At 38.9% G+C, this 23,670-nt stretch carries 22 protein-coding genes; 16 read left to right on the top strand and 6 right to left on the bottom strand.

Annotation, left to right across the window (positions count from 1 at the left end):
- Positions 1-77 precede the first annotated feature (77 nt).
- Positions 78-2,120, top strand: a complete 2,043-nt coding sequence (uvrB, locus tag ACFSR6_RS16665; RefSeq protein ID WP_379080848.1) for an excinuclease ABC subunit UvrB — start codon at positions 78-80, stop codon at positions 2,118-2,120.
- Between the two features lie 4 nt (positions 2,121-2,124).
- Here uvrB and ACFSR6_RS16670 read toward each other — a convergent pair whose 3' ends face one another.
- Positions 2,125-3,009, bottom strand: coding sequence for an RDD family protein (locus ACFSR6_RS16670; RefSeq protein ID WP_379080850.1), 885 nt, complete (start codon positions 3,007-3,009; stop codon positions 2,125-2,127).
- A 149-nt stretch (positions 3,010-3,158) separates the two neighbouring features.
- Between ACFSR6_RS16670 and ACFSR6_RS16675 the strand changes: the two genes are divergently transcribed.
- From ACFSR6_RS16675 to ACFSR6_RS16690, 4 genes are all read left to right on the top strand, one after another.
- Entirely contained in the window at positions 3,159-4,451 is a 1,293-nt protein-coding gene (locus ACFSR6_RS16675; RefSeq protein ID WP_379080852.1) for a DUF3472 domain-containing protein, read from the top strand.
- A 56-nt stretch (positions 4,452-4,507) separates the two neighbouring features.
- Positions 4,508-4,705, top strand: coding sequence for a YwbE family protein (locus tag ACFSR6_RS16680; protein ID WP_379080854.1), 198 nt, complete (start codon positions 4,508-4,510; stop codon positions 4,703-4,705).
- Positions 4,705-5,247, top strand: a complete 543-nt coding sequence (locus ACFSR6_RS16685) for a hypothetical protein (protein ID WP_379080857.1) — start codon at positions 4,705-4,707, stop codon at positions 5,245-5,247. Before ACFSR6_RS16680 ends, ACFSR6_RS16685 begins: the two co-directional genes overlap by 1 nt.
- Before the next feature lie 105 nt (positions 5,248-5,352).
- Positions 5,353-5,601 carry a DUF4834 family protein gene (locus ACFSR6_RS16690; RefSeq protein ID WP_379080859.1) on the top strand — a complete coding sequence of 83 codons (249 nt, stop codon included), beginning with the start codon at positions 5,353-5,355 and terminating at the stop codon, positions 5,599-5,601.
- 32 nt (positions 5,602-5,633) lie between these two features.
- Here ACFSR6_RS16690 and ACFSR6_RS16695 read toward each other — a convergent pair whose 3' ends face one another.
- The 5 genes from ACFSR6_RS16695 to ACFSR6_RS16715 form a co-directional block, all read right to left on the bottom strand.
- Positions 5,634-5,996: an SRPBCC family protein gene (locus ACFSR6_RS16695; RefSeq protein ID WP_379080861.1), complete on the bottom strand. Its 363-nt coding sequence runs from the start codon at positions 5,994-5,996 to the stop codon at positions 5,634-5,636.
- A 95-nt stretch (positions 5,997-6,091) separates the two neighbouring features.
- Positions 6,092-7,012 (bottom strand): TIGR01777 family oxidoreductase, encoded by a 921-nt coding sequence (locus ACFSR6_RS16700; protein ID WP_379080863.1) that lies wholly within the window; start codon positions 7,010-7,012, stop codon positions 6,092-6,094.
- 1 nt (position 7,013) lies between these two features.
- Positions 7,014-7,829, bottom strand: a complete 816-nt coding sequence (locus ACFSR6_RS16705; RefSeq protein WP_379080865.1) for a DUF393 domain-containing protein — start codon at positions 7,827-7,829, stop codon at positions 7,014-7,016.
- Positions 7,830-8,022: 193 nt separating this feature from the next.
- On the bottom strand, positions 8,023-8,529 hold the full coding sequence (locus ACFSR6_RS16710; RefSeq protein ID WP_379080867.1) for a GbsR/MarR family transcriptional regulator: 507 nt from the start codon (positions 8,527-8,529) through the stop codon (positions 8,023-8,025).
- 66 nt (positions 8,530-8,595) lie between these two features.
- Positions 8,596-9,678 carry an alginate lyase family protein gene (locus ACFSR6_RS16715; RefSeq protein ID WP_379080869.1) on the bottom strand — a complete coding sequence of 361 codons (1,083 nt, stop codon included), beginning with the start codon at positions 9,676-9,678 and terminating at the stop codon, positions 8,596-8,598.
- Positions 9,679-9,807: 129 nt separating this feature from the next.
- Here ACFSR6_RS16715 and ACFSR6_RS16720 point away from each other — a divergent pair, with 129 nt between their 5' ends.
- The 11 genes from ACFSR6_RS16720 to ACFSR6_RS16770 all read left to right on the top strand — a co-directional run bounded on the left by ACFSR6_RS16720 (position 9,808) and on the right by ACFSR6_RS16770 (position 23,472).
- The gene (locus ACFSR6_RS16720; RefSeq protein WP_379080871.1) at positions 9,808-12,303 is read left to right on the top strand and encodes a YfhO family protein; all 2,496 of its coding nucleotides are present in this window, start codon (positions 9,808-9,810) and stop codon (positions 12,301-12,303) included.
- A gap of 551 nt (positions 12,304-12,854) precedes the next feature.
- The gene (locus tag ACFSR6_RS16725) at positions 12,855-13,709 is read left to right on the top strand and encodes a UDP-2,3-diacylglucosamine diphosphatase (RefSeq protein ID WP_379080873.1); all 855 of its coding nucleotides are present in this window, start codon (positions 12,855-12,857) and stop codon (positions 13,707-13,709) included.
- A 20-nt stretch (positions 13,710-13,729) separates the two neighbouring features.
- Positions 13,730-14,731, top strand: a complete 1,002-nt coding sequence (locus ACFSR6_RS16730) for a glycosyltransferase family protein (protein ID WP_379080875.1) — start codon at positions 13,730-13,732, stop codon at positions 14,729-14,731.
- Between the two features lie 616 nt (positions 14,732-15,347).
- Positions 15,348-16,328: a DUF6427 family protein gene (locus ACFSR6_RS16735; protein ID WP_379080877.1), complete on the top strand. Its 981-nt coding sequence runs from the start codon at positions 15,348-15,350 to the stop codon at positions 16,326-16,328.
- 155 nt (positions 16,329-16,483) lie between these two features.
- Positions 16,484-17,218, top strand: coding sequence for a type III pantothenate kinase (locus ACFSR6_RS16740; protein ID WP_379080879.1), 735 nt, complete (start codon positions 16,484-16,486; stop codon positions 17,216-17,218).
- Positions 17,199-18,512 (top strand): OmpP1/FadL family transporter, encoded by a 1,314-nt coding sequence (locus ACFSR6_RS16745; protein ID WP_379080881.1) that lies wholly within the window; start codon positions 17,199-17,201, stop codon positions 18,510-18,512. Before ACFSR6_RS16740 ends, ACFSR6_RS16745 begins: the two co-directional genes overlap by 20 nt.
- Positions 18,512-19,084 carry a hypothetical protein gene (locus tag ACFSR6_RS16750; protein WP_379080884.1) on the top strand — a complete coding sequence of 191 codons (573 nt, stop codon included), beginning with the start codon at positions 18,512-18,514 and terminating at the stop codon, positions 19,082-19,084. The genes ACFSR6_RS16745 and ACFSR6_RS16750 overlap by 1 nt, the downstream gene beginning before the upstream one ends.
- 236 nt (positions 19,085-19,320) lie before the next feature.
- The gene (locus ACFSR6_RS16755; protein ID WP_379080886.1) at positions 19,321-21,405 is read left to right on the top strand and encodes a peptidylprolyl isomerase; all 2,085 of its coding nucleotides are present in this window, start codon (positions 19,321-19,323) and stop codon (positions 21,403-21,405) included.
- A 65-nt stretch (positions 21,406-21,470) separates the two neighbouring features.
- Positions 21,471-21,986 carry a DUF2480 family protein gene (locus tag ACFSR6_RS16760; protein ID WP_379080888.1) on the top strand — a complete coding sequence of 172 codons (516 nt, stop codon included), beginning with the start codon at positions 21,471-21,473 and terminating at the stop codon, positions 21,984-21,986.
- A 146-nt stretch (positions 21,987-22,132) separates the two neighbouring features.
- Entirely contained in the window at positions 22,133-22,906 is a 774-nt protein-coding gene (locus ACFSR6_RS16765; protein WP_379080890.1) for a DUF3108 domain-containing protein, read from the top strand.
- Between the two features lie 2 nt (positions 22,907-22,908).
- Positions 22,909-23,472 (top strand): DUF3109 family protein, encoded by a 564-nt coding sequence (locus tag ACFSR6_RS16770; RefSeq protein ID WP_379080972.1) that lies wholly within the window; start codon positions 22,909-22,911, stop codon positions 23,470-23,472.
- Positions 23,473-23,670 lie beyond the last annotated feature (198 nt).

A 23,670-nucleotide genomic window follows, 5' to 3' on the forward strand; every position in this document is an offset into this window, starting at 1 on the left:
AAAATTACTTTTCGATGGTTGAATAAAGCATGCTAAATCATTTAGCATTATAAAAATTTCAGTAAATTTGGGTACCGATGAAATTTAAAATCACCTCAGAATATAAACCTACCGGAGATCAGCCAAATGCCATTAAGCAATTGGTTGACGGGGTTAACGCCAACGAACATTATCAAACCTTATTGGGGGTTACTGGATCAGGAAAAACCTTTACCATAGCCAATGTAATTGAGCAGACCCAGCGGCCAACATTAATTTTAAGCCATAATAAAACACTGGCTGCACAGCTTTATGGCGAGTTTAAGAATTTCTTCCCCGAAAATTCTGTTAATTACTTCGTTTCTTATTACGATTATTATCAGCCTGAAGCTTTTATAGCGTCCAGTAATACCTATATTGAAAAAGACCTGAGTATTAATGAGGAAATCGAAAAATTACGACTGCGCACCACATCATCTTTAATGAGTGGCCGACGTGATATTATCGTAGTATCGTCTATTTCCTGTATTTATGGTATGGGTAACCCCGAAGATTTCTCCAAAATGGTTTTCCGTTTTGGCGTCGGACTGAGGATTTCACGCAATGCTTTTTTACATAGCCTGGTAGAAATTTTATACTCGCGCACCACAACAGATTTTAAACGCGGAACATTCAGGGTTAAAGGGGATACGGTTGATGTTTTTCCGGCTTACCTCGATCACGCTTATCGCATTTCATTTTTTGGCGATGACATTGAAGAACTTTCAACCATCGATCCGGTATCAGGCAAAACCATCGAAAAATTAGAAGACATGGCCATTTATCCGGCCAACCTTTTTGTTACCCCCAAAGATCGTTTCAATGCTTCTATCTGGGGTATCCAGGAAGAATTGGAAGTTCGAAAAAACCAGTTAATTGCCGACAGACATTTACTGGAAGCCAAGCGTTTAGAAGAAAGGACTAATTTCGATATCGAAATGATGAAAGAGCTGGGCTATTGTTCAGGTATTGAGAATTACTCCCGTTTCTTCGATGGCCGGCAACCGGGTATGCGTCCCTTCTGTTTGCTGGATTATTTCCCGGATGATTATTTAATGGTGATCGATGAAAGCCATGTTACTGTGCCACAGATCAGGGCCATGTATGGTGGCGACAGGTCGCGCAAGCTTTCGTTAGTTGAATATGGTTTCCGTTTACCGGCAGCACTGGATAACAGGCCCCTAAACTTTAACGAATTTGAAGCTCTTGCGCCACAAACCATTTACGTAAGTGCAACTCCTGCTGAGTATGAACTCGAAAAATCAGAAGGGGTAGTAGTTGAACAGGTAATCAGGCCAACAGGTTTATTGGATCCTGTAATTGAAATCAGGCCTGCTATTAACCAGGTTGATGATCTGCTTGACGAGATTGACCTGACCATAAAAGATGGCGGCCGTGTACTGGTTACAACCTTAACCAAACGTATGGCAGAGGAGCTAACCAAATACCTGGATCGTTTAAACATTAAAACGCGTTATATCCACTCTGAAATCAAGACCTTGGAACGGGTTGAAATCCTTCGTGGTTTGCGCTTGGGTGAATTTGATGTATTGGTGGGTATTAACCTTTTACGTGAAGGATTGGATTTGCCCGAGGTAACACTTGTTGCCATTTTGGATGCCGACAAAGAAGGTTTTTTGCGTTCAGAAAAATCGCTGATCCAGACTATAGGTCGTGCGGCCCGTAACGATAGAGGCAGGGTGATTATGTATGCCGACGGCATGACCGAAAGCATGGAGAAAACGATAGATGAAACCAATCGCCGCCGCGAAAAACAGATTGCTTATAACCTTGAGAACGGTATCACACCAAAAACCGTGGGCAAATCGCGTGAAGCCATCTTAGAACAGACCTCAGTACTCGATTTCTCGCAAAAGGCCAGTGATAATAAAGCCAGGGCATACATCGAAAATGCCGAAATCAGTATTGCTGCCGATCCGATTGTACAGTATATGGGCAAGGCAGAGCTGCAGCGCGCCATTGATAATACCCGTAAAGATATGCAGAAAGCTGCTAAAGAGATGGACTTTTTACAAGCTGCAAAACTGCGTGATGAAATGTTTGCACTGGAGAAAATGTTCAATGAAAAATTCGGCAAGTAATAGATTAACCTAATTCTTTAGGGGGATTGTTCGGTGATTTTTTCATAACCTTTACCACATAAGTATTTGCAATGCGATCGTGCCATCCTCTTTCTCCAAATAAATAAGAAAGTGCATCAAAAGGAATTATCCGGGCGAAAGTCCGGCCGATTCTTTGTATGATGGACGGCTTTTCTGCAACATTATTAACAACCATGTTACCCATAATGGTTTTTCCAATTGATGTGTTAAAAACACCTTCAAAGATCAAGTAATAAAGAAAACCAAATAATGTTAATGGGAAATAAGCTTTAGTTTCAAAAAAAACAAGATAATTTCTATTCTCATCAAAACGGATCCTATAATAAGACCCAATTTTAAGATAGAAATAATAAATCATTATAATTGATAAAAGATCGAATAGCCTATGAAGAAAACGATTAGGTTTGTTTACATCATCAAATGTAAAACTGCCATCTTCTTGTAACCGTAAAACAGGGATTAAGTTATTTTGAAGTGTGATTAAGACATAAATTTCAAAAATCAGATAGGCATAGCCAATAAAATCTAAGACTCCTAGTGGGCTATTTGTATGTTCCAACGGTTCAAGATTAGGAAATATCTTCCTATAGGCGTTAAAAATGTGAAAAATAAGCGCTAAAAGAATATTAAACTGTAAAAATGCCCTTAATATACCCGAACGTTCATATTTGCTTAGCACAAACTGCATAAGGCCTGCCAGATTCAAGATAAGCAGAATCGGAGTAACATACTCTGCCCAACTAAAATCTATTGTACCATCACTCCTTTTGATGACTGAATAAAGTTCAATCAGATATCTGATATACTGGAAACTGTAAAAAGCGAACGTTAAACTGAGAACAACAGCGATAATTAGATTTTTTTTCATTTGAGCGATTTTGAGTAGGACCAAGATATGTTTTTAAACTTTATTAATCTTAATAAAATATTTATTTGGTAACGTTTTGGTTTTAATGGACAAATTTTAGATAATTTAAATTAGAATTGTGGCTCAATAAGTTATCTAAAAATTATTAAATGAAATCTTTAAAACTAGTAACGCTGATCGTACTCGGCGCTATCTGGCTGGAGGGTTATGCCCAAAGCCAGGAAAACATTACACTTCCACTTGGAGGCAATGCCTACAGTTCATTACACCAGGACTCAGAAAGAACTTTATCCAACAGGGGAATTGTAAACTGGTCAAATCCCGAAGAATATTTTACAGCCTATTTCAGGGTTTCGAAACCAGGTACAGTAAATGTTTCCATTGGCGATAAGCCCGTTGTAGAAGGTAAGGCAACAATAGAATTTTCTATCCATAACCAGCCTAAAAAAATAAACTTTGATCAAAGTCAGGCTTTTGAGGGCGAAATTGGCGAATGGACAGTTAAAGATACCGGTTATGTGGCCATAACCATTAAAGGTTTAAGCAAAAGTGGAGCAAAATTCCCTTCCATTACAAGTCTAATCATCGGAGGGTCGGCTATTGAAGGCAAAACAGTCTATGTTAAAAATAATGATGGTAACTTCTTTCACTGGGGGCGTCGTGGACCTTCCGTTCACTTAAACTACCTGCAGCCCGAAAACGTAAATGCCGAGTGGTACTACAACGAAGTTACGGTGCCAAAGGGTGAAGATATTCTGGGTTCTTATTTTATGGTCAATGGTTTTGGTGAGGGGTATTTCGGTATGCAGGTAAACAGTCCTACAGAACGCCACATCCTGTTTTCAGTTTGGAGCCCTTTCAATACCGATGATCCTAAAAGTATTCCCGATTCGCACAAAATTAAAATGTTAAAGAAAGGCGAAAATGTACATACAGGTGAGTTTGGTAATGAGGGTTCGGGCGGACAGAGTTATTTAAATTACATGTGGAAAGCGGGAAATACCTATAAATTTTTATTGCATGGTGCCCCAGGTAAAGATAGTACGACCACTTATACGGCCTATTTTTTTGCTCCTGAAGCCAATAAATGGCAGTTAATTGCCAGCTTTACCCGGCCAAAAACGAAAACCTACCTAAAACGTTTCCACTCTTTTTTAGAAAATTTCTCTCCGGTACAGGGCGATTTATCCAGAAAAGTTTTGTTTAATAACCAGTGGATTTGCGATGATAAAGGTGTTTGGACGGAATTAAAATCGGCCAGGTTTACTACAGACAATACCGGTATGAAAGGTTACCGGATGGATTACCAGGGAGGGGTAGACAAAGGTGCTTTTTACCTGAAGAACGGTGGCTTTTTTAACGATTATACTCCGCCGAGAAAAGTACTGAACAGAACCACTGCTGGTAAGCAACCAGAAATTGATTTCAATAAATTACCCTAGATTTTCAAAATTATTATGGAATTTTGGTGTTTCATTCATCATTACAATACAGCACAATGGACGGGCAGAACAGAAAAGATATTTATCCGGGATTAGAAGTCGGGATTATTTTGAAGAAAGATCAAAGATCAGGGAACATTACTTACGGTATAGTGAAAGATCTGCTTACTTCATCCGCATTCCACTCCAGAGGGATAAAAGTTCGGCTCGAAGATGGCCAGGTAGGCCGCGTAGCTGAAATTGTAGGAGACTGATGAAACAACTTTATTTTTCCTTTTTAATTTTTGCATTTGCAGCCACTGCATCTGCCCAGGAGACTGATGTAGTGAACAAGGCCCCTGGTATACATAACCAGGCAATTGATCCAAAAACGATCAGGATTTGCGTGCCGTCAAGAACCGGTATAATAGCCAATCCCCCATTGTGGGTTGTAAATGATGTATTAATGAAATGGGATATAGTAAGCAATTATATCCGTCCTGCCAGCATCGAGTCGATTGATGTGCGGAAAGATGCATCTTCCATAGCGTTATATGGAACCAGCGGGCAAAACGGAGTGGTTATCATTAAATTAAAAAAGGACCTGCAGCTTTTGAACCTGAACGAAATGCTTAAAAACTTCGGTATTAGTAAGAAGAACCGGGATTTGCCTGTATTTATTGATAAAAAAGAATTAGTTAACCGTGACGATTTCTTTATTGTTAAAGATATTGTAGAAAGTGTAAAAGTGGTAACAGGTAGAAATCAACCGTCAGGCCAAAACAAGGTAATTCAAGTTGCGTTAAAACCTTTATAGCCTTTTATACGTATTATATTTGTAATCAAATTGCAATTAAAGGCTCAAAAAGTAACAAAATAAATTTTGCGTCGTCTATATTTGTATTAACAGTAAATTAATAGCATGGCATTATTAAGATTCATTTTCATCGCAATATTGGTCCTTTGGGTGATCAGAATGTTGATCAGGTTAATACTCCCGATGCTGTTTAATAACCTGGCAAGTAAAATGCAGAGTCAGGCTACCGGACAGCAGCAACAAAGAAGGCCAAGACCTGAAGGTTCTATTTCAATCGATTATATGCCTCCAAGGCCCGATCAAAGTAAAACAGATAAACTCGGCGATTTTGTCGATTACGAAGAGATTAAATAACACTAACCCTGAACTTGTTCAGGGTTTTTTGTTTAAAGTTGTTCTGCTACTGATTTTATAGCTTGATTTCTGACAGCTAATAATTTGTGCAGGTAGCTTTTCAAAAACAAGAAATCTACGATCCGGCCAATTAAGCCCATGGGCGATTTGAATGTAAAAATATCAGTCATTTCGGTATATCCGCCTGTAAAGGTGAAATGATGTTGATGATGCAGTATTTTAAAAGGACCGTTTAACATTTCATCAACAAAATAAAATGGATTTTTCATTGCTGTAATTTTGTTTGTCATCTTAAAACTTAACCCCAAATGCCTGGCCTGCCATGTAACCTGTTCTCCAAGGCCAATTAAGCCTGTTAGCTTTCCTCCAACAGCCTTTTCTTTATGACTTTTCATCGATGCTATATGTAAATCTAAACTTCTGGATAAATCGAAGCACTTTTCTATCGATGCATGAATTTTTGTTTTTAATATTAAGGTTGGCATCATGTCTATTTTAAAATATCTTCAACAGCACGCTCAATGGTTGGGTATTTAAATGCAAAGCCGCTATTTAACAGGATTGTTGGCTTAACCCACCTGCTTTTTAAAATCAGTTCCGTTTCGGTGCCTATTATTTTTGCGCCTACTGCCAATAACCAGGCAGGCGTAGGTAAGCCAAAATTTATTCCATAAGTTTTCCGGATTGCCGACATTAAAACATCATTTTTAACCGGCTCTGGCGCTGTACAATTAATAATTCCGGCAATTTTATCCTGCTGCAGTAACCATTCTATACTTAAAGCTACATCCTGTTCGTGTACCCAACTTACATACTGCTGGCCATTACCCTGTTTACCACCCATGCCCGCTTTTACCAGGTTGAGCAAACGTGGAAAGGCACCATCTGTTTTACCCAGTACAATGCCCATTCTAAGTGCTATTTTTCGGGTATTGGGTGTGTTGATTTCAAAAAAGCTATTTTCCCAGGCTTTGCAAACTTCAATTGAGAAACCTTCGCCGATTTCGCCAGTAAATTCATCCTGGTAATGGTCTTCTGCATGGCGATATATCGTGGCAGAGGTAATATTGATCCAAAGTTTTGGCTGATCTTTTATCCCTTCGATCGCTTTGCCCAGTAAACCGGTCGGGATCAATCTTGAATCAAAAATTTCTTTCTTGTTTTTTTCGGTGTACCTGCAGTTTACATTTTTGCCACAAAGGTTTACAAGCAAATCGGCATTTTTGAGCGCACTGGTCCAGTCGCCTGTTGTTTTTCCATCCCAAACCATTGTTTTAATATTGCCTTGTGCAGGTTGAGCTTTCCGGGAAAGGATTACAATTTCATCAGTTATCGAACTAAAATGTTTGGCCAGTACATGACCTAAATAACCATTGCCACCAGCGAGAACAATTTTTTTGTATTTCATCATTTTAAAATAATAAGATTAATCCCAAAACAATTAAACGGTAAAGCACCCAGGTAATACTCATGGTATAGCCCAGGCTTAAAATTTTGCTCCGGCGCAGGTGTTCTACAAACATCAATCCGGCAACGGTTAAAAAGTAGAGCATAAATAGTACGGGGTTGACTTGAAGATGGTGCGAAACAACCAGTGCTGGTAAAAGCAAAAGTGAACCGGCAAAAGAAATGGTCATCATATTGCCCAGGTAATCCCAAAGTTTGCCTTTCCTGTAAAACAGGATAATGATTCCCTGAAAAAGCATTTGCCCGCCACAGATCAAATATTCGCGGTAGTTACTGCCTAATGGTATAAAATCAGTAAGCAGGTGTGCGTAATTGTTTAATGTATAAGCGGTAATAATCCAGGTTAAGAGCAGGTAGGCAATGCGGTAATGAATGTTAAAAGTTGGTTGTATCGTATTTTCTTTAGCTATAACCGGAATAATCACTTTACGGTTGTAAGAAATGAATGCATAAAATTTACGCATCAGATAAACAAATGGACCAAACAAAAACAGGGGCTTAAAGAAAGGTATGGCGTAAGCAATAATTTTAAATAAACTCTGGATACCATAGGTTACTTCGCCGGTTTCAGTATTAACGAGTGCAATTTCATTAGCTGCTCGCTGTTGGTCTACCAAGGGACAAATGTTTTGTGGCATCTCCTGGTAGGCCTTACGGCCGTCTTGAGCCAGCATGCCTGTCTTTACAAAAGTTTTGGTATAAGCATAACACATGGGGCACTCATTATCGAATAAAATCACGTGGTTTTTAAGCGTTTTCATCTTCTTTAAATTTTAGTATTTTCAATAAAAATTGAAAGTTTAAATTAAAAAATAAAGCCAAACCTAAGGGTAAGGCGTTTTAATGGTTAGGCACTTGGTGTTTAATGTTTAACGTTTAGGGCGAATATGTCTTGGTTCTTGATAACTACCACTCAATAGCTCTTTCTCAAATCTCACATCTTCCCTTTAATCTCTACTTAAATACTTTCAACACCGATCCCCAGAACCAATTCTCTTCTGCTTTAAGCATGGTCTCCAGGGTTTTGTCAACATTACCGGCCAGTTTGTTTATATCGGTAATCGATTTTTTGAAAGTTTTAAACTCAGGATCCTTTTCATCACCTGAAACGTTAGAGAGTTCATTTAAAACTTTTAAAACTGGTTCCAGCTCTCTTTTCTTTCTTTCTTTAGCTACCCGTCGCGCAATATTCCACACATCTTTATCCGCAAAAAAGTATTCTTTGCGTTCGCCAGCTTTGTGTTGCTTTTCAATTAATCCCCAGCCGATTAAATCGCGGAGGGTCATGTTGGCATTTCCTCTCGAAATGCTCAGGCTTTCCATAATTTCTTCGGTAGTTAGTGCTTCAGCTGAAATTAACAACAAGGCATGCACCTGCGCCATGGTGCGGTTAATGCCCCATTCTGAACCCAGTTTACCCCAGGCTTCTATAAATTTTAATTTTGCTGCTGCCAATTCCATATACAAATATAAGCTTTTTATTAAACTTTCAAAAATTATTGAAAATTTATTTAGTTTGAAAATATTTTATTGTTTGTGCTTTAATTCCTCGATCACTTTTTGCCAGCTACCCGAATTTCCGCTTACACTTTTTAACAGCTCACTTTGCGCCGGATCAAAATAAACCGATAACCTCAACACAGGCAATGCAAGAGCAGGTTTAAACATCGTTCCGGGAGCAAAACCGGGTTCATTGTTCTTCGCCCGGTCGCGATCGAATTTAACAGTGGTATTTACATATTCTTCATGCTGTTTTTCGCCTCTGATATAAGGGAACAGCCATTCTACAGATTTTTTAATCGACGAACCCTTGGACGATTCGTAGGTATAAAAATCAGGTCCCTTTGCCCTGTCGATTATAATGGCCAGCTTTAACATCGGTTCCAGATCGTAAATGTGGTAATGCATGGCATCGCGCTCCTTAAAATCCAAGCTGGTGCCATCAGGATTTAGATTTATATTAATGTGACTTTTCAGGTTTTCGATGGTCCAGTTGATCAATTCCTGGTTATTGAGTGCATAACCGATTTCGCCAACCACTTTTAAACGGTGTGCATTCCAGTTGTTAATGGCAGTGGCCCTTCCGGCTTTCATCCGCTTGCTATTGATTTCGGTCCAGGCTGTTTCACTCAGCCATTGTTCAATCTGTTTTTTATGATCACTTGGAATGTCTTGTTTGATCAGGTCGTAAGCCTCAACCGCCGGATCGAGGTTGGTATCATCGATGGGATCGCCATTGGGTTTGTTGGTTTTGGCCCATGCTGAAAGAAATTCTACACATTTGTTCAAATATTTCTGATCATGGGTAATCCGGTATTGCAAGGCCAATGCAAACATTTTGCTCATATCGGCAAGGGCCACCTGGGTTCTTACTTTCTTCGGATTTCCTTTCAGTAAGCCTTCTGTTCTGATGGTATCGAGAGGGTTGGGCTGTTCGCTCAGGTAGGTTAAAGCCGATTTTTCGAAGCCTTGATATAGTTTTTTGGTTTCTTCATCGTTTTTAATCCTGCTTTTCAGCCTTGCGGTTTCGGTGCTGGTTAAACTTACAACCTGCCCTAAAGCAACAAAAGATAGTGAAGCGAGTGCGATTGTAATAACAAACTTTCTCATAGTAAATGGATTGAATTTTTATTCCCTGTTACAAATCTAATTTTTTATTCAGCATGCATTTAATTTATTCCTTTTTTATACCAGCCAAATTTTTATTTTTGACGTTCGTTTAAACTTAAACAAACCTTGATGAATAACTGGTTTAATAAAAATGGCATTCACTTAGCCATTATTGCATTTTTTGTAGTCATTACATTTGCCTACTTCAGTCCTGTTCTGCAGGGTAAAGCACCACAACAGGGCGATGTTTTGCAGGCCAAAGCCATGCAAAAAGAAATTATGGATATTAAGGAGAAAGATGGCAAAGGCCCACTTTGGACCAACCAGATGTTCGGTGGTATGCCAGCTTACCAGATCTGGGTACAGTATCCGCTCAATATTACTACCTATGGTATAGATGTAATTAAGGGCATATTCCCCGATCCTGTTGGAACAGTCTTATTATATCTTTTAGGCGCGTACCTGTTATTCTGTGTATTAAAAATTAATCCATGGCTTGCTGCTGCGGGAGCGATCGCTTTTGCATTTACGTCCTATAATTTTATTATAATAGCGGCCGGACATAGCAATAAGGCTTTAGCCATTGGCTTTTTTGCTCCTATTTTGGCAGCCATTATCATTACCCTAAGGGGCCGTTATCTGATTGGCGGAAGTTTACTGGCACTTTTTATGGCTTTAGAGATCCGCTCTAACCATATCCAAATGACCTATTATTTATTTATTGCGTTGTTTATCCTGGCCTGTATAGAGTTTTATCATGCGTTTAAAGCAAAGCAGCTTCCGGCCTTTGGTAAATCAATCGCTTACATTGTTTCAGGTATTTTATTATCTGTTTTAGTGAATGCAGGCACCTTGTGGACTACCTACGAGTATGGTAAGGAGACCATTCGTGGTAAATCTAACTTAACAACCGATAAAGCCGAACCTGCAAATGGTTTGGATAAAGCGTATGCTTACCAGTGGAGCCAGGGTGTTGGCGAGAGTTTCTCGTTCCTGATCCCGAATATCTATGGTGGTGCAAGCAGTATTGATGAAATGATTAAACCTGAAAGCAATACTTATAAAGCGGTAGAGAAAAATCTTCAAGGTGTAGATCCACGTCAGGCCATTGGTTATGTTGCACAAAATTTGGGTACTAACCAGTATTGGGGCAATAAACCCGGTACCTCTGGGCCGTATTACTTTGGGGCGATTATCTGTTTCTTATTTATATTCGGATTGTTTATTGTGAAACACCGTTGGAAATGGTGGATTTTAGGTACCAGTATTTTGTTATTGTTCTTATCATTCGGACAAAACCTGCCATTTATTTCTGACATCTTTTTTGATTATCTTCCGGGCTACAATAAATTCAGGGCTGTTGAGTCAATATTGGCAGTTGTAGGGCTCTTGGTTCCTTTATTGGCAATATTAGCCATTAAGGAGGCTCAGGATGGAAAATATGATCAAAAATATTTAGTAAAGCGTTTAACATGGTCAGCAGGTATAACAGGCGGTTTTGCATTGATCATTGCCGTAATCCCAACCGCGTTTTTCAGCTTTACACAGGCTAACCAGGCACAGGTTTTAGACGCTTTAACACAAACATTACAAAATAACCGCGCTGCGGCGATGGATATTTTAAATGGTATTGTTGCTGATCGCGTCGCTTTGGCCCGTGCCGATGCTTTACGTTCGTTATTATTTATTGCGGTAGGTTTTGGTATTACCTGGGCTTTCATTACCAAAAAGATGAATATGCAACTGGCTTTTGGTTTACTGGCTTTATTTACACTGATTGATTTATGGCAGGTAGACCGCCGTTATTTGAACAACCAGAATTTTGTAAGTAAATCTGATTTGGATAACCACTACCAGCCAAGGGATGTTGATAATTTTATTTCGGCAGATAAAGATCCAAACTTCAGGGTTTTCGATCTATCGTTGGGCGATCCGTTTAAAAGTGCTGAAACTTCTTATTTCCACAAAACCGTTGGTGGCTTCCATTCGGCAAGGTTAAAACGTTTCCAGGAACTGGTAGATAACCAGATGACGAAAAGCATCAACCAGGACGTTCTTGATATGTTAAATACCAAGTACATCATTACACAGGATCCTCAAAACGGATCGTATAAAATGCAGCGTAATGCAACTGCGGCTGGTAATGCCTGGTTTGTACAGAGTGTGCAGTTTGCTAAAAATGCCGATGAGGAAATGAAAGCGATCAGCAGTTTTGATGCGAAAAAAGAAGCCATTGTTGATGAAAGTTTCAAAAATTTGATCGATACTAAGCGCTTAGGAACCGGTCAGGAAGGTTTTATCAAATTAACCAACTATAAGCCTGATCATTTAACCTACGAATACTCTACCGCTAAAGATGCAATTGCTGTATTTTCAGAGATTTATTATGATAAGGGTTGGAAAATGTATATCGATGGTGTAGAAAAACCGTATTTCAGGGCTGATTACGTTTTACGTGCAGCCCAGCTAGAGGCAGGTAACCATAAACTTGAGTTTATTTTTCACCCAACATCGTATTACACGGGAGAAAAAATCTCTTTAGCAGGGTCGATCTTATTATTGGCAGGCTTAGGGTTCGGTTTTTACAGCGAAGAAAAGAAGAAAAAGAAAGCGGTTAAAGCTTAGTCGTTTCTTTAAATAGACTTATGCCCCGTAGGATTTAATCTTACGGGGTTTTGTTTTTTAGCGTCAAGCTATTAGTTCCAAATTGATCACTCTCCAATGGTTCGTCATCCTGAGCGAAGTCGAAGGATCTGCAGGCAATAATTTGAATTAACCACAATCCATTTTATTCCAAAGCACTTTCCCTTCAACCGTAACTTCGAACGTAATGAAATGAAGCTGAGAAATCTGTCGAAATTAACCAACCCCGGTTTTCAATTTGTATTTTGAAGTTATCAATACACCAATGGCAATGAGCCATTGAACTTTAGTGTAATAAAATTTAACAATGTCGTAACATTTGGTTGATAAACAGCGTCTTACCTTTGTGTTGTAAATCAGATGACATGTTAGAATCATTTTTTGCCGTGTGTTTGTTGATTGTTGTACTTTATTTCTTTAGCCCCTTTGAGGTAAAACTCGATGAGGAAGAGGAATGGTAGCACATTTATTTTATGCCGGAACTGCTTAAACCAAGCGGTAATGAGATTCTTCCCCCCTAAAATTTCCCGTTTATGAATAAAAGAAATGTTGATGTAGTCGTAATTTCCGATGTGCACTTGGGCACCTATGGCTGCCATGCTAAAGAACTTTTAAAATACCTTAAAAGTATTAAACCCAAAACATTGATTTTAAACGGCGATATCATTGATATCTGGCAATTTAGCAAAAGTTACTGGCCCGAATCGCACATGAAAATAATCCGCAAACTGATGAAATTTGTTTCAGAAGGCGTTCAGGTACATTACCTTACAGGCAACCATGATGAGATGCTCCGCAAATTCGACGGCATGGAGATGGGGACTTTCCACCTACAAAATAAACTCATTTTAGAGCTTGATGGTAAAAAAGCATGGTTTTTTCATGGCGATGTTTTTGACGTAACCATGCAGCATTCTAAATGGCTGGCCAAACTGGGCGCTGTCGGTTATGATACGCTGATCCTCATTAACAGTTTTGTAAACTGGGTGCTTACGGCATTTGGACGCGAAAAAATGAGCTTTTCAAAAAAAATTAAGGCAAAATTTAAAGATGCCGTTAAATTCATCAACAGTTTCGAGCAGACAGCAGCTGAGCTGGCGATAGAAAAAGGCTATGAATATGTGGTTTGTGGGCATATCCATCAAGCAGAACAGCGTGAAATTGCAACCGAACAAGGAAAAGTAACTTACCTGAACAGTGGCGATTGGGTAGAGAGTTTAACAGCTTTAGAGTACCAGGATAAAAATTGGACGGTATTTAAGTATGAGTACCAGCATTTTACGAAGGACGAACTGGATGAAGGAATTCTTTCTGATGCTGAGGATTTGAAAAGCAAACTGGATATAAATATTCTTTTACAGAATATAAAATATGAAATTGCCCAATAATTTTAGATATTCGGGCATAAATGAAGATACTTTACGCAATACAGGGCACTGGAAACGGCCATATCAGCAGAGCTAGGGAAATTATTCCTTTGCTTCAAAAATATGGCGAATTGGATATTTTGGTTAGCGGAACACAGGCCGATGTAAAATTAAGCCAGCCTGTTAAATATCAATTACATGGTTTCAGCTTCATTTTTGGTAAAAAAGGGGGTGTAGATCACTATAAAACCTGGTTAAACATGAATCTTTTCCGTTTCAGGAAAGACATGAAAAAACTACCGCTTAAAGAATACGATTTAATTGTTAACGATTTTGAACCTGTAAGTGCCTGGGCCTGTAAACTACAGGGTATCGAATGTGTATCCTTAAGCCATCAGGCGGCGTTTAAATCGAAGAAAGTACCACGTCCGAGAACTTTAGATTGGGGAAAGCTTATTTTAAGCCGTTATGCGCCCACTAAATACCACATTGGTTTCCATTTTGACCGTTACGATACTTTTATTCATACTCCGGTAATCAGGGCAGAGATCAGAAACCTGAAAAGTGAAAATTTAGGACATTATACCGTATACCTTCCTGCCATTGATGATAAACGTTTGGTGAAGCTTTTTACCCAATTACCGAATGTTACCTGGCAGGTTTTCTCTAAACACAGCAAAGTTGCTTATCAGGAGCATAATGTATTTGTTGAGCCGGTGAACAATGAAAAATTCAATAAAAGCTTAGCTACTTGCGAAGGCCTTTTTACCGGCGGTGGCTTTGAAGGGCCGGCTGAGGCACTTTATTTAAAGAAAAAGCTGCTTGTAGCCCCTATGCGTTTTCAGTTTGAACAGCAGTGTAACGCTTATGCCTTAAAGCAGTTTGGTTTACCGGTAATCTGGGGAAGTACGCGCAACTGGTTGCCTATTGTTAAAAACTGGGTGGAAAATCCTCAGAAACACGAATTCGATTTTCCGGATGAAACCGCACAGATTATTGATGATATGGTGAAGAAATACGCGAGGGTTGGTCCGAAGTCTTGAGTTCTCAGTCCAAAGTCAATGCTCCTTGATTTTGTCATCCTGAGCTTAGTCGAAAGATCCCGGTGTTTTAGCTCGCAAGGGTTATTTCAATTAATGCAAGGTACTGCGCGTAATCTAAACCAGACAGGAGCGGGCAGCGAACGCAGTGAGGTAAAGCGGATGGCAGGACTACCGGAACCAAAAAGAACAGAACCCTGCTTTCCGAAAAAATAAGAGAATCTTTTTAGCGTTTTGCTTTTGATGGTCTTCGACTCCGCTCAGACTGACGAACATTTGGTTATCTTAGACTACTTAAGCCAAGTCCATGGCACAGTACTGAGTAACCTAAACCTGACAGGAGCGGGCAGCGAACGCAGTGAGGTAAAGCGGATGGCAGGACTACTGGAACCAAAAAGAACAGAACCCTGCTTTCCGAGAAAATAAGAGAATCGTTTTAGCATTCTGCTTTTGATGATCTTCGACTCCGCTCAGACTGACAAAATCTATGAATATCTTTAATAGGGTAATCGTGATATAATCCTCTCTTCGGTCTTTCCGCTTTAAGCATTAGTCTTTCCGCTTTAGTCTTACGCACTCTTAAATTATTTTCTTTACTTTGCCTACTCTTTAAAAAGGCATGATTAATCAGTTTAGAAAGCTAAGTCCAATTAACCTCGTATTTCTGTTGGCATATACGTTTTTCTTGCGTATTGCCATTTTTCATGAAACCCATGATAAGCTGAATTTCGATTTTTTGGAACCCTTTGCCCGATTGCTGATCAATATTGATTTGGATAATGCTTTTACACCTTACACCAATATTTTTATCGCGTCGGTTCTGGTCTATATACAGGCCTTAATTTTTAACCGGATTGTAAATAATCATAATTTATTGGGTAAGCCGAGTTTTTTACCGGGTTTGATGTTTATTACCGGAACAAGTTTATTTATGCCCTTCATGATCCTTTCGCCAGCACTGATCTGCAATTTTTTGTTGATCTGGATTATCGATAAATTTTTAAAACTCGGTAAAAGTGCCAACACAATAACCAATGTGTTCGATATCGGGATGATTATTGCGGTAGGAGCATTAATTTATTTTCCGTTTATGGCCATGTTGCTGATGATCTTTTTGGCACTCTTGCTTTTCAGGTCGTTCAACTGGCGCGAATGGGTAGGCGGACTGGTCGGGTTTATTACCGTATTCTTTTTCCTTGCTGTATTTTATTACTGGAATGATAATTTGAGTTCATTTTACCAGATATGGAAGCCATTGGGTAATAAGTTTCCTTCGGTATTTAAGATCAACTATAACGACTACCTGGTACTTATCCCGGTTGCAGTGATTATCATACTGGCATCACTGCAGCTCCGCGAAAATTTCTTCAGGAGTTTTATCAGTACGCGGAAAGGCTTTCAGCTGTTGTTTTTTATGTTTATTATTTCAGCAGCTAGTTTTTACCTTAAGCCCGATTTTAGGACATGGCATTTTTTACTCTGTGTACCGCCTGGAGCAGTGCTATTGGCCTACTATTTCAGCAATGCCAAAAAACGCTGGTTTTATGAAACTTTGTTCCTTTTATTTGTGCTTTCGATACAGTACTTTCTGTTTGTTTAACCTTTTTTAACAAATAACTAGAACGAAACTTGACAAAGATTAATAGCTTTGTGCATGATTTTAGGTTAAAAGCTTGTTAGGTTTTAATCAGACGGATAAAAAATGGAGTCATTGGAATTTCTAAAAAACATATTATTTGCAGAGGGAGATTTTAAATGCGCCGGCTGAGCATTGATATTGGAAATTCTTCTGCCAAGGTTGCAGTTTTTGCGAACAGGGAAATTGTTCACCATCAACGTTTCAATAAACTGGGCATAATTGATTTGGCGCAGTTGATCGAAAAATTTTCGCCGGTAAAATCCATCATCAGCAGTGTAAACCAGGAAATTGGTCAGCTGGAAATATTTTTAAAAAAGCATACGGAGTATACGCGTTTTTCGACCCTATTGACCAATGGTGTGCAAAATAGATATAAAACGCCACTTACGCTGGGATTAGACAGATGGGCAGCTGTTTTAGGTGCAAACGGATTATATCCGGGAAGCGCAAGTTTGGTAGTGGATGCAGGAACCTGTATTACATACGATATATTGAACCGGTCAAAAGAATATTTTGGAGGAAGCATAAGTCCGGGTATAAAAATGCGTTTTAAGGCGGTACATGAATATACCGGGCGTTTACCTTTGGTAGAATGGGACGAAAGTGAGGATATAACCGAAGGAACCGACACCTTATCGGCAATCAAGAACGGTGTTTTACAGGGAATAATAAATGAAATTGAAGGCTTTATTGCCCTTAATAATAAAAAAGAAAGTGCCTTGAGGGTGATTTTAACGGGTGGCGATGCTAATTTTTTGTATAAGCAATTACAAAACAGCATCTTTGCGCCTCAAATTATAAAAGATCCTTACCTGGTATTAAAAGGATTAAATGAAGCTATTGCAGATTAAAATGTACAGAAGAATAAATTATATTGCAGCCATACTCGTTCTAGTTTGTGGTTTTGGTGCGCAGGCACAGGTTACCACATCATCGCCATATTCAAGATATGGGCTTGGAAATATAAAAGGATCTTTATTGCCCCAGTTTAGGGCAATGGGCGGAATTTCTACTGCTGTAAGTAAGGTTACCGGTTTCAATAACATCAATGTGCAAAATCCTGCCTCTTACGCAGGTATTTCGTTAACCACGATCGATATTGGCATGAGTGCAAGCGTAATTAATCTGAAACGCAACAGTTTAAGCGAATCTAGTTTCAATTCTACTTTTAGCCACCTGGCATTTGCAGCGCCGGTTGGAAGAAGATCGGCACTAAGTTTTGGTATTCTGCCTTATTCAGACCTGGGTTATTCTTATAAAAACACTACCAAAGTTGATACTACAACGGTAAATCAGCTTTATGAAGGCGAAGGTGGCTTATCAAAAGCTTATTTGGGTTATGGTTACCGTTTTGGCGATCACTTAAGAATTGGTGGTAACCTGGAATATATTTTTGGTAACCTTCAGACTACAAGGGCGAGTGAATTCCAATCTTTAGGCGCTTTAAATGCAAAATTACAGAATAAAAACAGTGTTGCAGGATTGAACTACTCTTACGGAATCCAGTACGATTTTAATGTAGGTAAGAAAACATTGATCACTTTAGGTTATTCGGGTAGCACTTCGGGCAAAATAAACTCAACACAAACGTTTTTTGCCACAAGATATACAAGAGATCAGGATGGTAATGAAAATACAGCAATTGATACCTTAAGTTCAATCAATAATGGAAAGTCTAATCTTACCCTGCCATTAACGCACAATTTTGGTATTGCTATCCAACAGAACGACAAATGGATGATCGGCGCCGATTTTAGAATGAGCAAATGGTCTAAAACCACAATCAATGGTGTAAGCCAGGGCCTGCAGGATAGTTGGGGAGCATCATTGGGTGGTCAGTGGACACCAGACGCCTATTCTTATAACAGCTATTTAAAACGTATCGATTACCGTTTGGGTGTAAGTTACGATAAAACCTATATCAAAATCAACAACCAGGATATAAAACAAATGGGTGCATCGTTAGGTTTTGGCTTCCCATTGCCTACAGCTAACGGTGGTACAGCATTTTATAAAATCAACTTTACAACTGAGTTGGGACAAAGGGGGACTTTAAACAATGGTCTTGTAAAAGAACAGTACATTAACTTCCACCTAGGCTTTACTTTGAACGATACCTGGTTCCGCAAGTACAGGGTTGACTAATGAAACTTAAAGCATTTTTATATGGTCTGTTTTTGGGGTTGCCTTTATTTTTGGCTTCATGTGGAGACGACGATCTAAAAAATGCAAGTTCGGTTTCCATAAATAAAACAATTTTATCGCGCGATAGAACTATAGGTGTTGATATTACCTATAGCGATTCGGCAAGGGTTAAAGCCAGAGGACTTGCACCAATATTGGATAAAGTGACCCCCGCAAACGGGAGCGCATACCAGGAAATGGTTAAAGGTGTAAACATCGACTTTTATAACCCCAACGGAACCATTGACGGAAACCTGGTTTGCGATTATGCCATTAGGAAAGACGCTGAGCTTAAAACCGAGTTCAGGAAAAATGTAGTGGTAAAAAACAGCAAGGGAGATACGTTCTCCTCTCAGGAACTGATCTGGGACGAATCAAAAAAATATTTCTATTCCAACCAGCGTGTTTATGTAAAAGGTGCTGATGGCAGTATCGGAGAAGGCATCAATTTTAAAGCTCCTGAGGATTTTAGCACCTATGAAATGGATAGTGGCAATGGGGAGTTGAACATGAAAGAAGGTGTGGCACCTTAGCATGATGTAAAACGGACGATGTGGGATGGATAATGTATTTAACAATTTATTGAAATATCTGCAGCTTTAAAGCTAAATTTTTCCGGTAAATCTATGGTCTTTCATTAACCGTATTAACCCTTACATCCCCTTAATAATTAGGCGCTTGATAAATAAAATTTTGTGTTTTCTTTTTTAAGGCAAATTTGTATCTTGCGCCCTCTTAAAAAAGAACTAAATAAATTTATAATTACAATATGGGATTAATGACATTTTTGCGTAACCGTGCGGGCTACATTCTGGTCTTCGCAATCGGTTTTGCAATTGTTGCATTTTTAGTAGGTGATGCAATTAACGTGGGTAAACCTTTTTGGTCGGCAAACCAAAAAGTGGTAGGTTCTATTGATGGTAAGGACATCAATATTGATGAGTTCGGACCAAAAGTAGATCAGGGTGTAAACCAGATGAAACAACAATATGGTGGTAGCGCTAATGCACAAATGACTGCTATGGCAGTAGATCAGGCATGGAATGCAGAATTGGCCAATGTATTGTTAAACAAAGAATATGACCGTTTAGGTTTAACCGTATCTGAAGACGAGTTGGTAGATTTGTTACAAGGTCAAAACCCTAGCCCATTAATCAAACAATATTTCTCTAATCCTCAAACCGGACAGTTAGACCGTGTAACCCTGATGAACTTTTTAAAATCGAAAGAACCTCAGGCTTTACAGCAATCAGGCCTGCTACAGGAAGAGATTATAAAACAGGCTTTACAAACCAAATATTCTAACTTAATCCGTAACTCAGTTTATGTAACTTCATTAGAAGCTACAGATGAATATAACAACCGTAACAAACTGGCTAACTTTAAATATGTAAGTTTAGATTATGCATCTGTTCCTGATAAATCGGTTAAATTAACTGATGCAGATTATTCAGAATATTACGACCAGAACAAAGCACGTTTCAATAATCCGCAAGAAACACGCGCTTTTGAATATGTTACTTTTAATATCAGCCCAACCAAGGCAGATTCTTTAGCAATTAAAGCGCAGGTAGATAAAATTGCTGCTGATTTCCAGGTAGCAAAAAACGATTCGCTTTTCGCGGCGATCAATTCTGATGTTAAAGTTCCATTTACTTACCTGACCAAAGGTAAGCTGGATCCTGCTGTTGATTCGGCGGTATTTGCTTTACCTGCGGGCAGTTTCTATGGTCCGAAATTAAGCGGTAACTCATATAAAATTGTAAAAGTGGTTGCTACCCGTTTCTCTCCTGATTCGGTAAAAGCAAGTCACATCCTGATCGATCCTGCTAAAGTAGGTGGCGAAGATAAAGCTGTGAAATTAGCAGATTCGTTAAAAGCCTTAATTTTAAAAGGTGGCAATTTCGCCGAACTGGCTAAAAACTACAGTGTAGATGGCTCGAAAGATAAAGGTGGTGAGTTAGGTACTTTTGCGCGTGGTGCAATGGTTCCTGAATTTGAAAATGCTGCTTTTGATGGTAAAACCGGAGATATTAAAGTGGTAAAATCGCAGTTTGGTTACCATGTAATTAAAATTGAAAAACAAATCGGTTCTTCTAAGGTAGCTAAATTGGCTTATGTAGAAAAAGCATTAGCTGCAAGTAGCAAAACCCAGGCAGCAGCTTACAAAGCAGCAAGTAATTTCCTGGCGGATGTAAAAGGTAACGATTTCAGTAAACTTGCTACCCAAAAAGGATTGAAAGTTAGCGTGGCCGATAAGGTAGCCGCGACGCAAGGATTCGCAGCAGGTTTGGATAATCCACGTAAACTGATCCAGGATGCTTATGCAGCAGATAAAGGTGATGTTTTACCCGAAATTTATACCATGAGCAATGCTTACGTAGTTGCACGTTTAACGAACATCAGTCCTAAAGGTATTTTATCATTGGCTGATGTGAAAAAAGAAATTGAACCGATGGTACTCAATGCAGTTAAAGCAAAACAGCTGAAAGAAAAATTAGCTGGTGCTGGTAAGGGAAGTATCGATCAGGTTGCAGCTAAAGTGGCCCGCCCGGTTAATCCTGTTCAGAATGTTGTATTTGCTAATCCGGTAATTCCAGGTGTTGCACAAGAAAATGCTTTAGTAGGTAGTGTATTTGGTTCACAGCCAGGTAAGGTATCTGCTCCTGTTCAGGGCGAGCGTGGTGTGTATGTATTTACCGTTGATGGATTTACTAACCCTGCTCCTATTGCCAACATGTTTAAACAAAAGGAAAGCATGTTGTTAAGTTTAGGTCAGCGTTCATTAGGAGCAGCTTTCCAGGCTTTACAGGAAAATGCCAAGATAAAAGACAATCGTGTGAAATTCTATTAATTAGAAAATACGTAATTTTGTAACCGTTCTGATTTATCATCAGAACGGTTTTTTTATTTTAGGCTATGGAAATTCAAGAGAACATCGTTAATAAAGTTGCCAGCAGCGGGTTAATCACCTTAAACCTGGAAGACTTTTATCACAAAGGCGAGAGAGTAGTGTATGATATTGCTGATAATCTTTTTCGTGGCTTGATGCTGAGGGAAAAAGATTTCAGGGCCTTTATCAAAGACCACGATTGGGCACAGTATCAGGATAAGAATGTTGCCATTACCTGCTCTGCTGATGCGATTGTTCCTACCTGGGCTTACATGTTACTGGCAAATAAACTGCAGCCTTATGCCAATGAGGTGGTATTTGGTGGCTTAGATACTTTAGAAGCCGTATTGTTTACCAAAGCCCTGTCTAAAGTTAATCCGCAGGATTATGCCAATGAACGTGTGGTGGTAAAAGGATGTGGCGATATTGAGGTGCCTGTTTCTGCTTATGTAGAGATTACCAATTTGCTTACTCCGGTGGTAAAAAGCATCATGTTCGGCGAACCTTGTTCTACCGTACCTGTATATAAGAGAAAAGATTAAATTTTGGTTTGCTTTTTGTATATCTTCATGGAGGAAAAGTATTTGATTTATTTTAAAAGAAAATTACTTTTCTAAATCGGTCCTTTATCCTGAATTTAGTTCAGGATCAATTATACCGGTAACACACACAAATGAATACAAAAGCGATGAAAAAAATAATGATCACCCTTACGGCTGTTTTATGCAGTCTCTTCACAATGGCTCAGGAGCTTCCCCTGAAGAAAGAAGCTGTTTTTCAGGATGGTGAAGTTTTACAGTATAAACTGAGGTATGGGTTTATTACAGCGGCAGAAGCTACCATTAAGGTAACCAATTCTGATTTAAAGTTTGATAACAAGCCTACCTATAAACTTACAGTAGATGCGCAAACCTCGGGTACTTTTGATATTTTTTATAAAATAAGGGATCATTACGATTCCTATATCGATAAAGATGACCTTTTGCCCTATTTCTACCAGGAGAATATACGCGAAGCAAGTTACAGAAGACAGGATAAGGCACGTTTTACCCAGGATGCAAAAAAAGTAGTTTCGAACAAGGGAACTTTTACAACACCGACCAATCAGACTTTTGATCTGGTTTCGGCTTATTATTTTGCCAGGAGCCTCGATATCTCCAAAATTAAAGTAGGTGATAAATTTAAGCTGAATTACTTTCTTGGGGATGAAATATCTGCGTTAGAAGTAGAATATATTGGAAAAGAAACTATTAAAAGTAAACTGGGTAATATCCGTTGTTTAAAATTTAGTCCGTCTATTAAACCGGGAAGGATTTTTAAAAAAGACAGTAGGTTATATCTTTGGGTAACCGACGATGGAAATCGGGTGCCGGTAAAGGCACAGGTAGAAATATTGGTTGGTGCGGTAACGATGGAATTAAAATCTGCCGATGGACTGAAATATGCTTTAGCAAAAGAATAATGATGATAGAAGTAGAACAGGTGCTGGTGCACGAAGACGTATTGAAAGAGAACTTTGTTTGTAATTTAAGCAAATGTAAAGGGATCTGTTGTGTTGAAGGTGATTCAGGAGCGCCTTTGGATAACGAGGAAAAAGGTATTCTGGAAGAAATTTACCCGAAAATCAAACACCTGTTAAACGAAAAAGGGATTAAAGCGATTGAAGAACAGGGGGTTTATGTAGTTGATGAGGATGGAGACCTGACTACCCCTTGTGTCGATAAAAATAAAGAATGTGCTTATGTATTGTTCGAAGGTGGTATTACTAAATGCGCTATCGAAAAAGCTTATGAACAGGGTATAATCGATTGGCAAAAACCGATTTCGTGCCACCTCTACCCTATCCGGATTACCAAATACCCCGAATTTGATGTACTCAATTACGACCGCTGGCATATCTGCCATGATGCCTGTACCTTTGGCCGCGAACTTAAAGTTCCGGTATACAGCTTTTTAAAAGGGCCGCTGATCCGTAAATATGGAGAAGAGTGGTACAAAGAATTGGAAAGTACTGTAGCGGTGATGTAATTTATATTCGATTTTATTGGGTTTTTTAGCTGATTATTTTATTCAGTTTTAGTTTCGAATTTAAATTAAGCTGTATCAATGTGTGCAAAATAATGAAATCGGTTTAAACCATTGTTTAGTTGTGACCTTTTTTTTAAAATTACCTTAATTTTATAATAATTATATAACCTTAGAGACATAAATAGTTGTTTTTGAGAT

The organism is Pedobacter vanadiisoli (genome assembly GCF_042684385.1).
GTDB lineage: Bacteria > Bacteroidota > Bacteroidia > Sphingobacteriales > Sphingobacteriaceae > Pedobacter > Pedobacter vanadiisoli.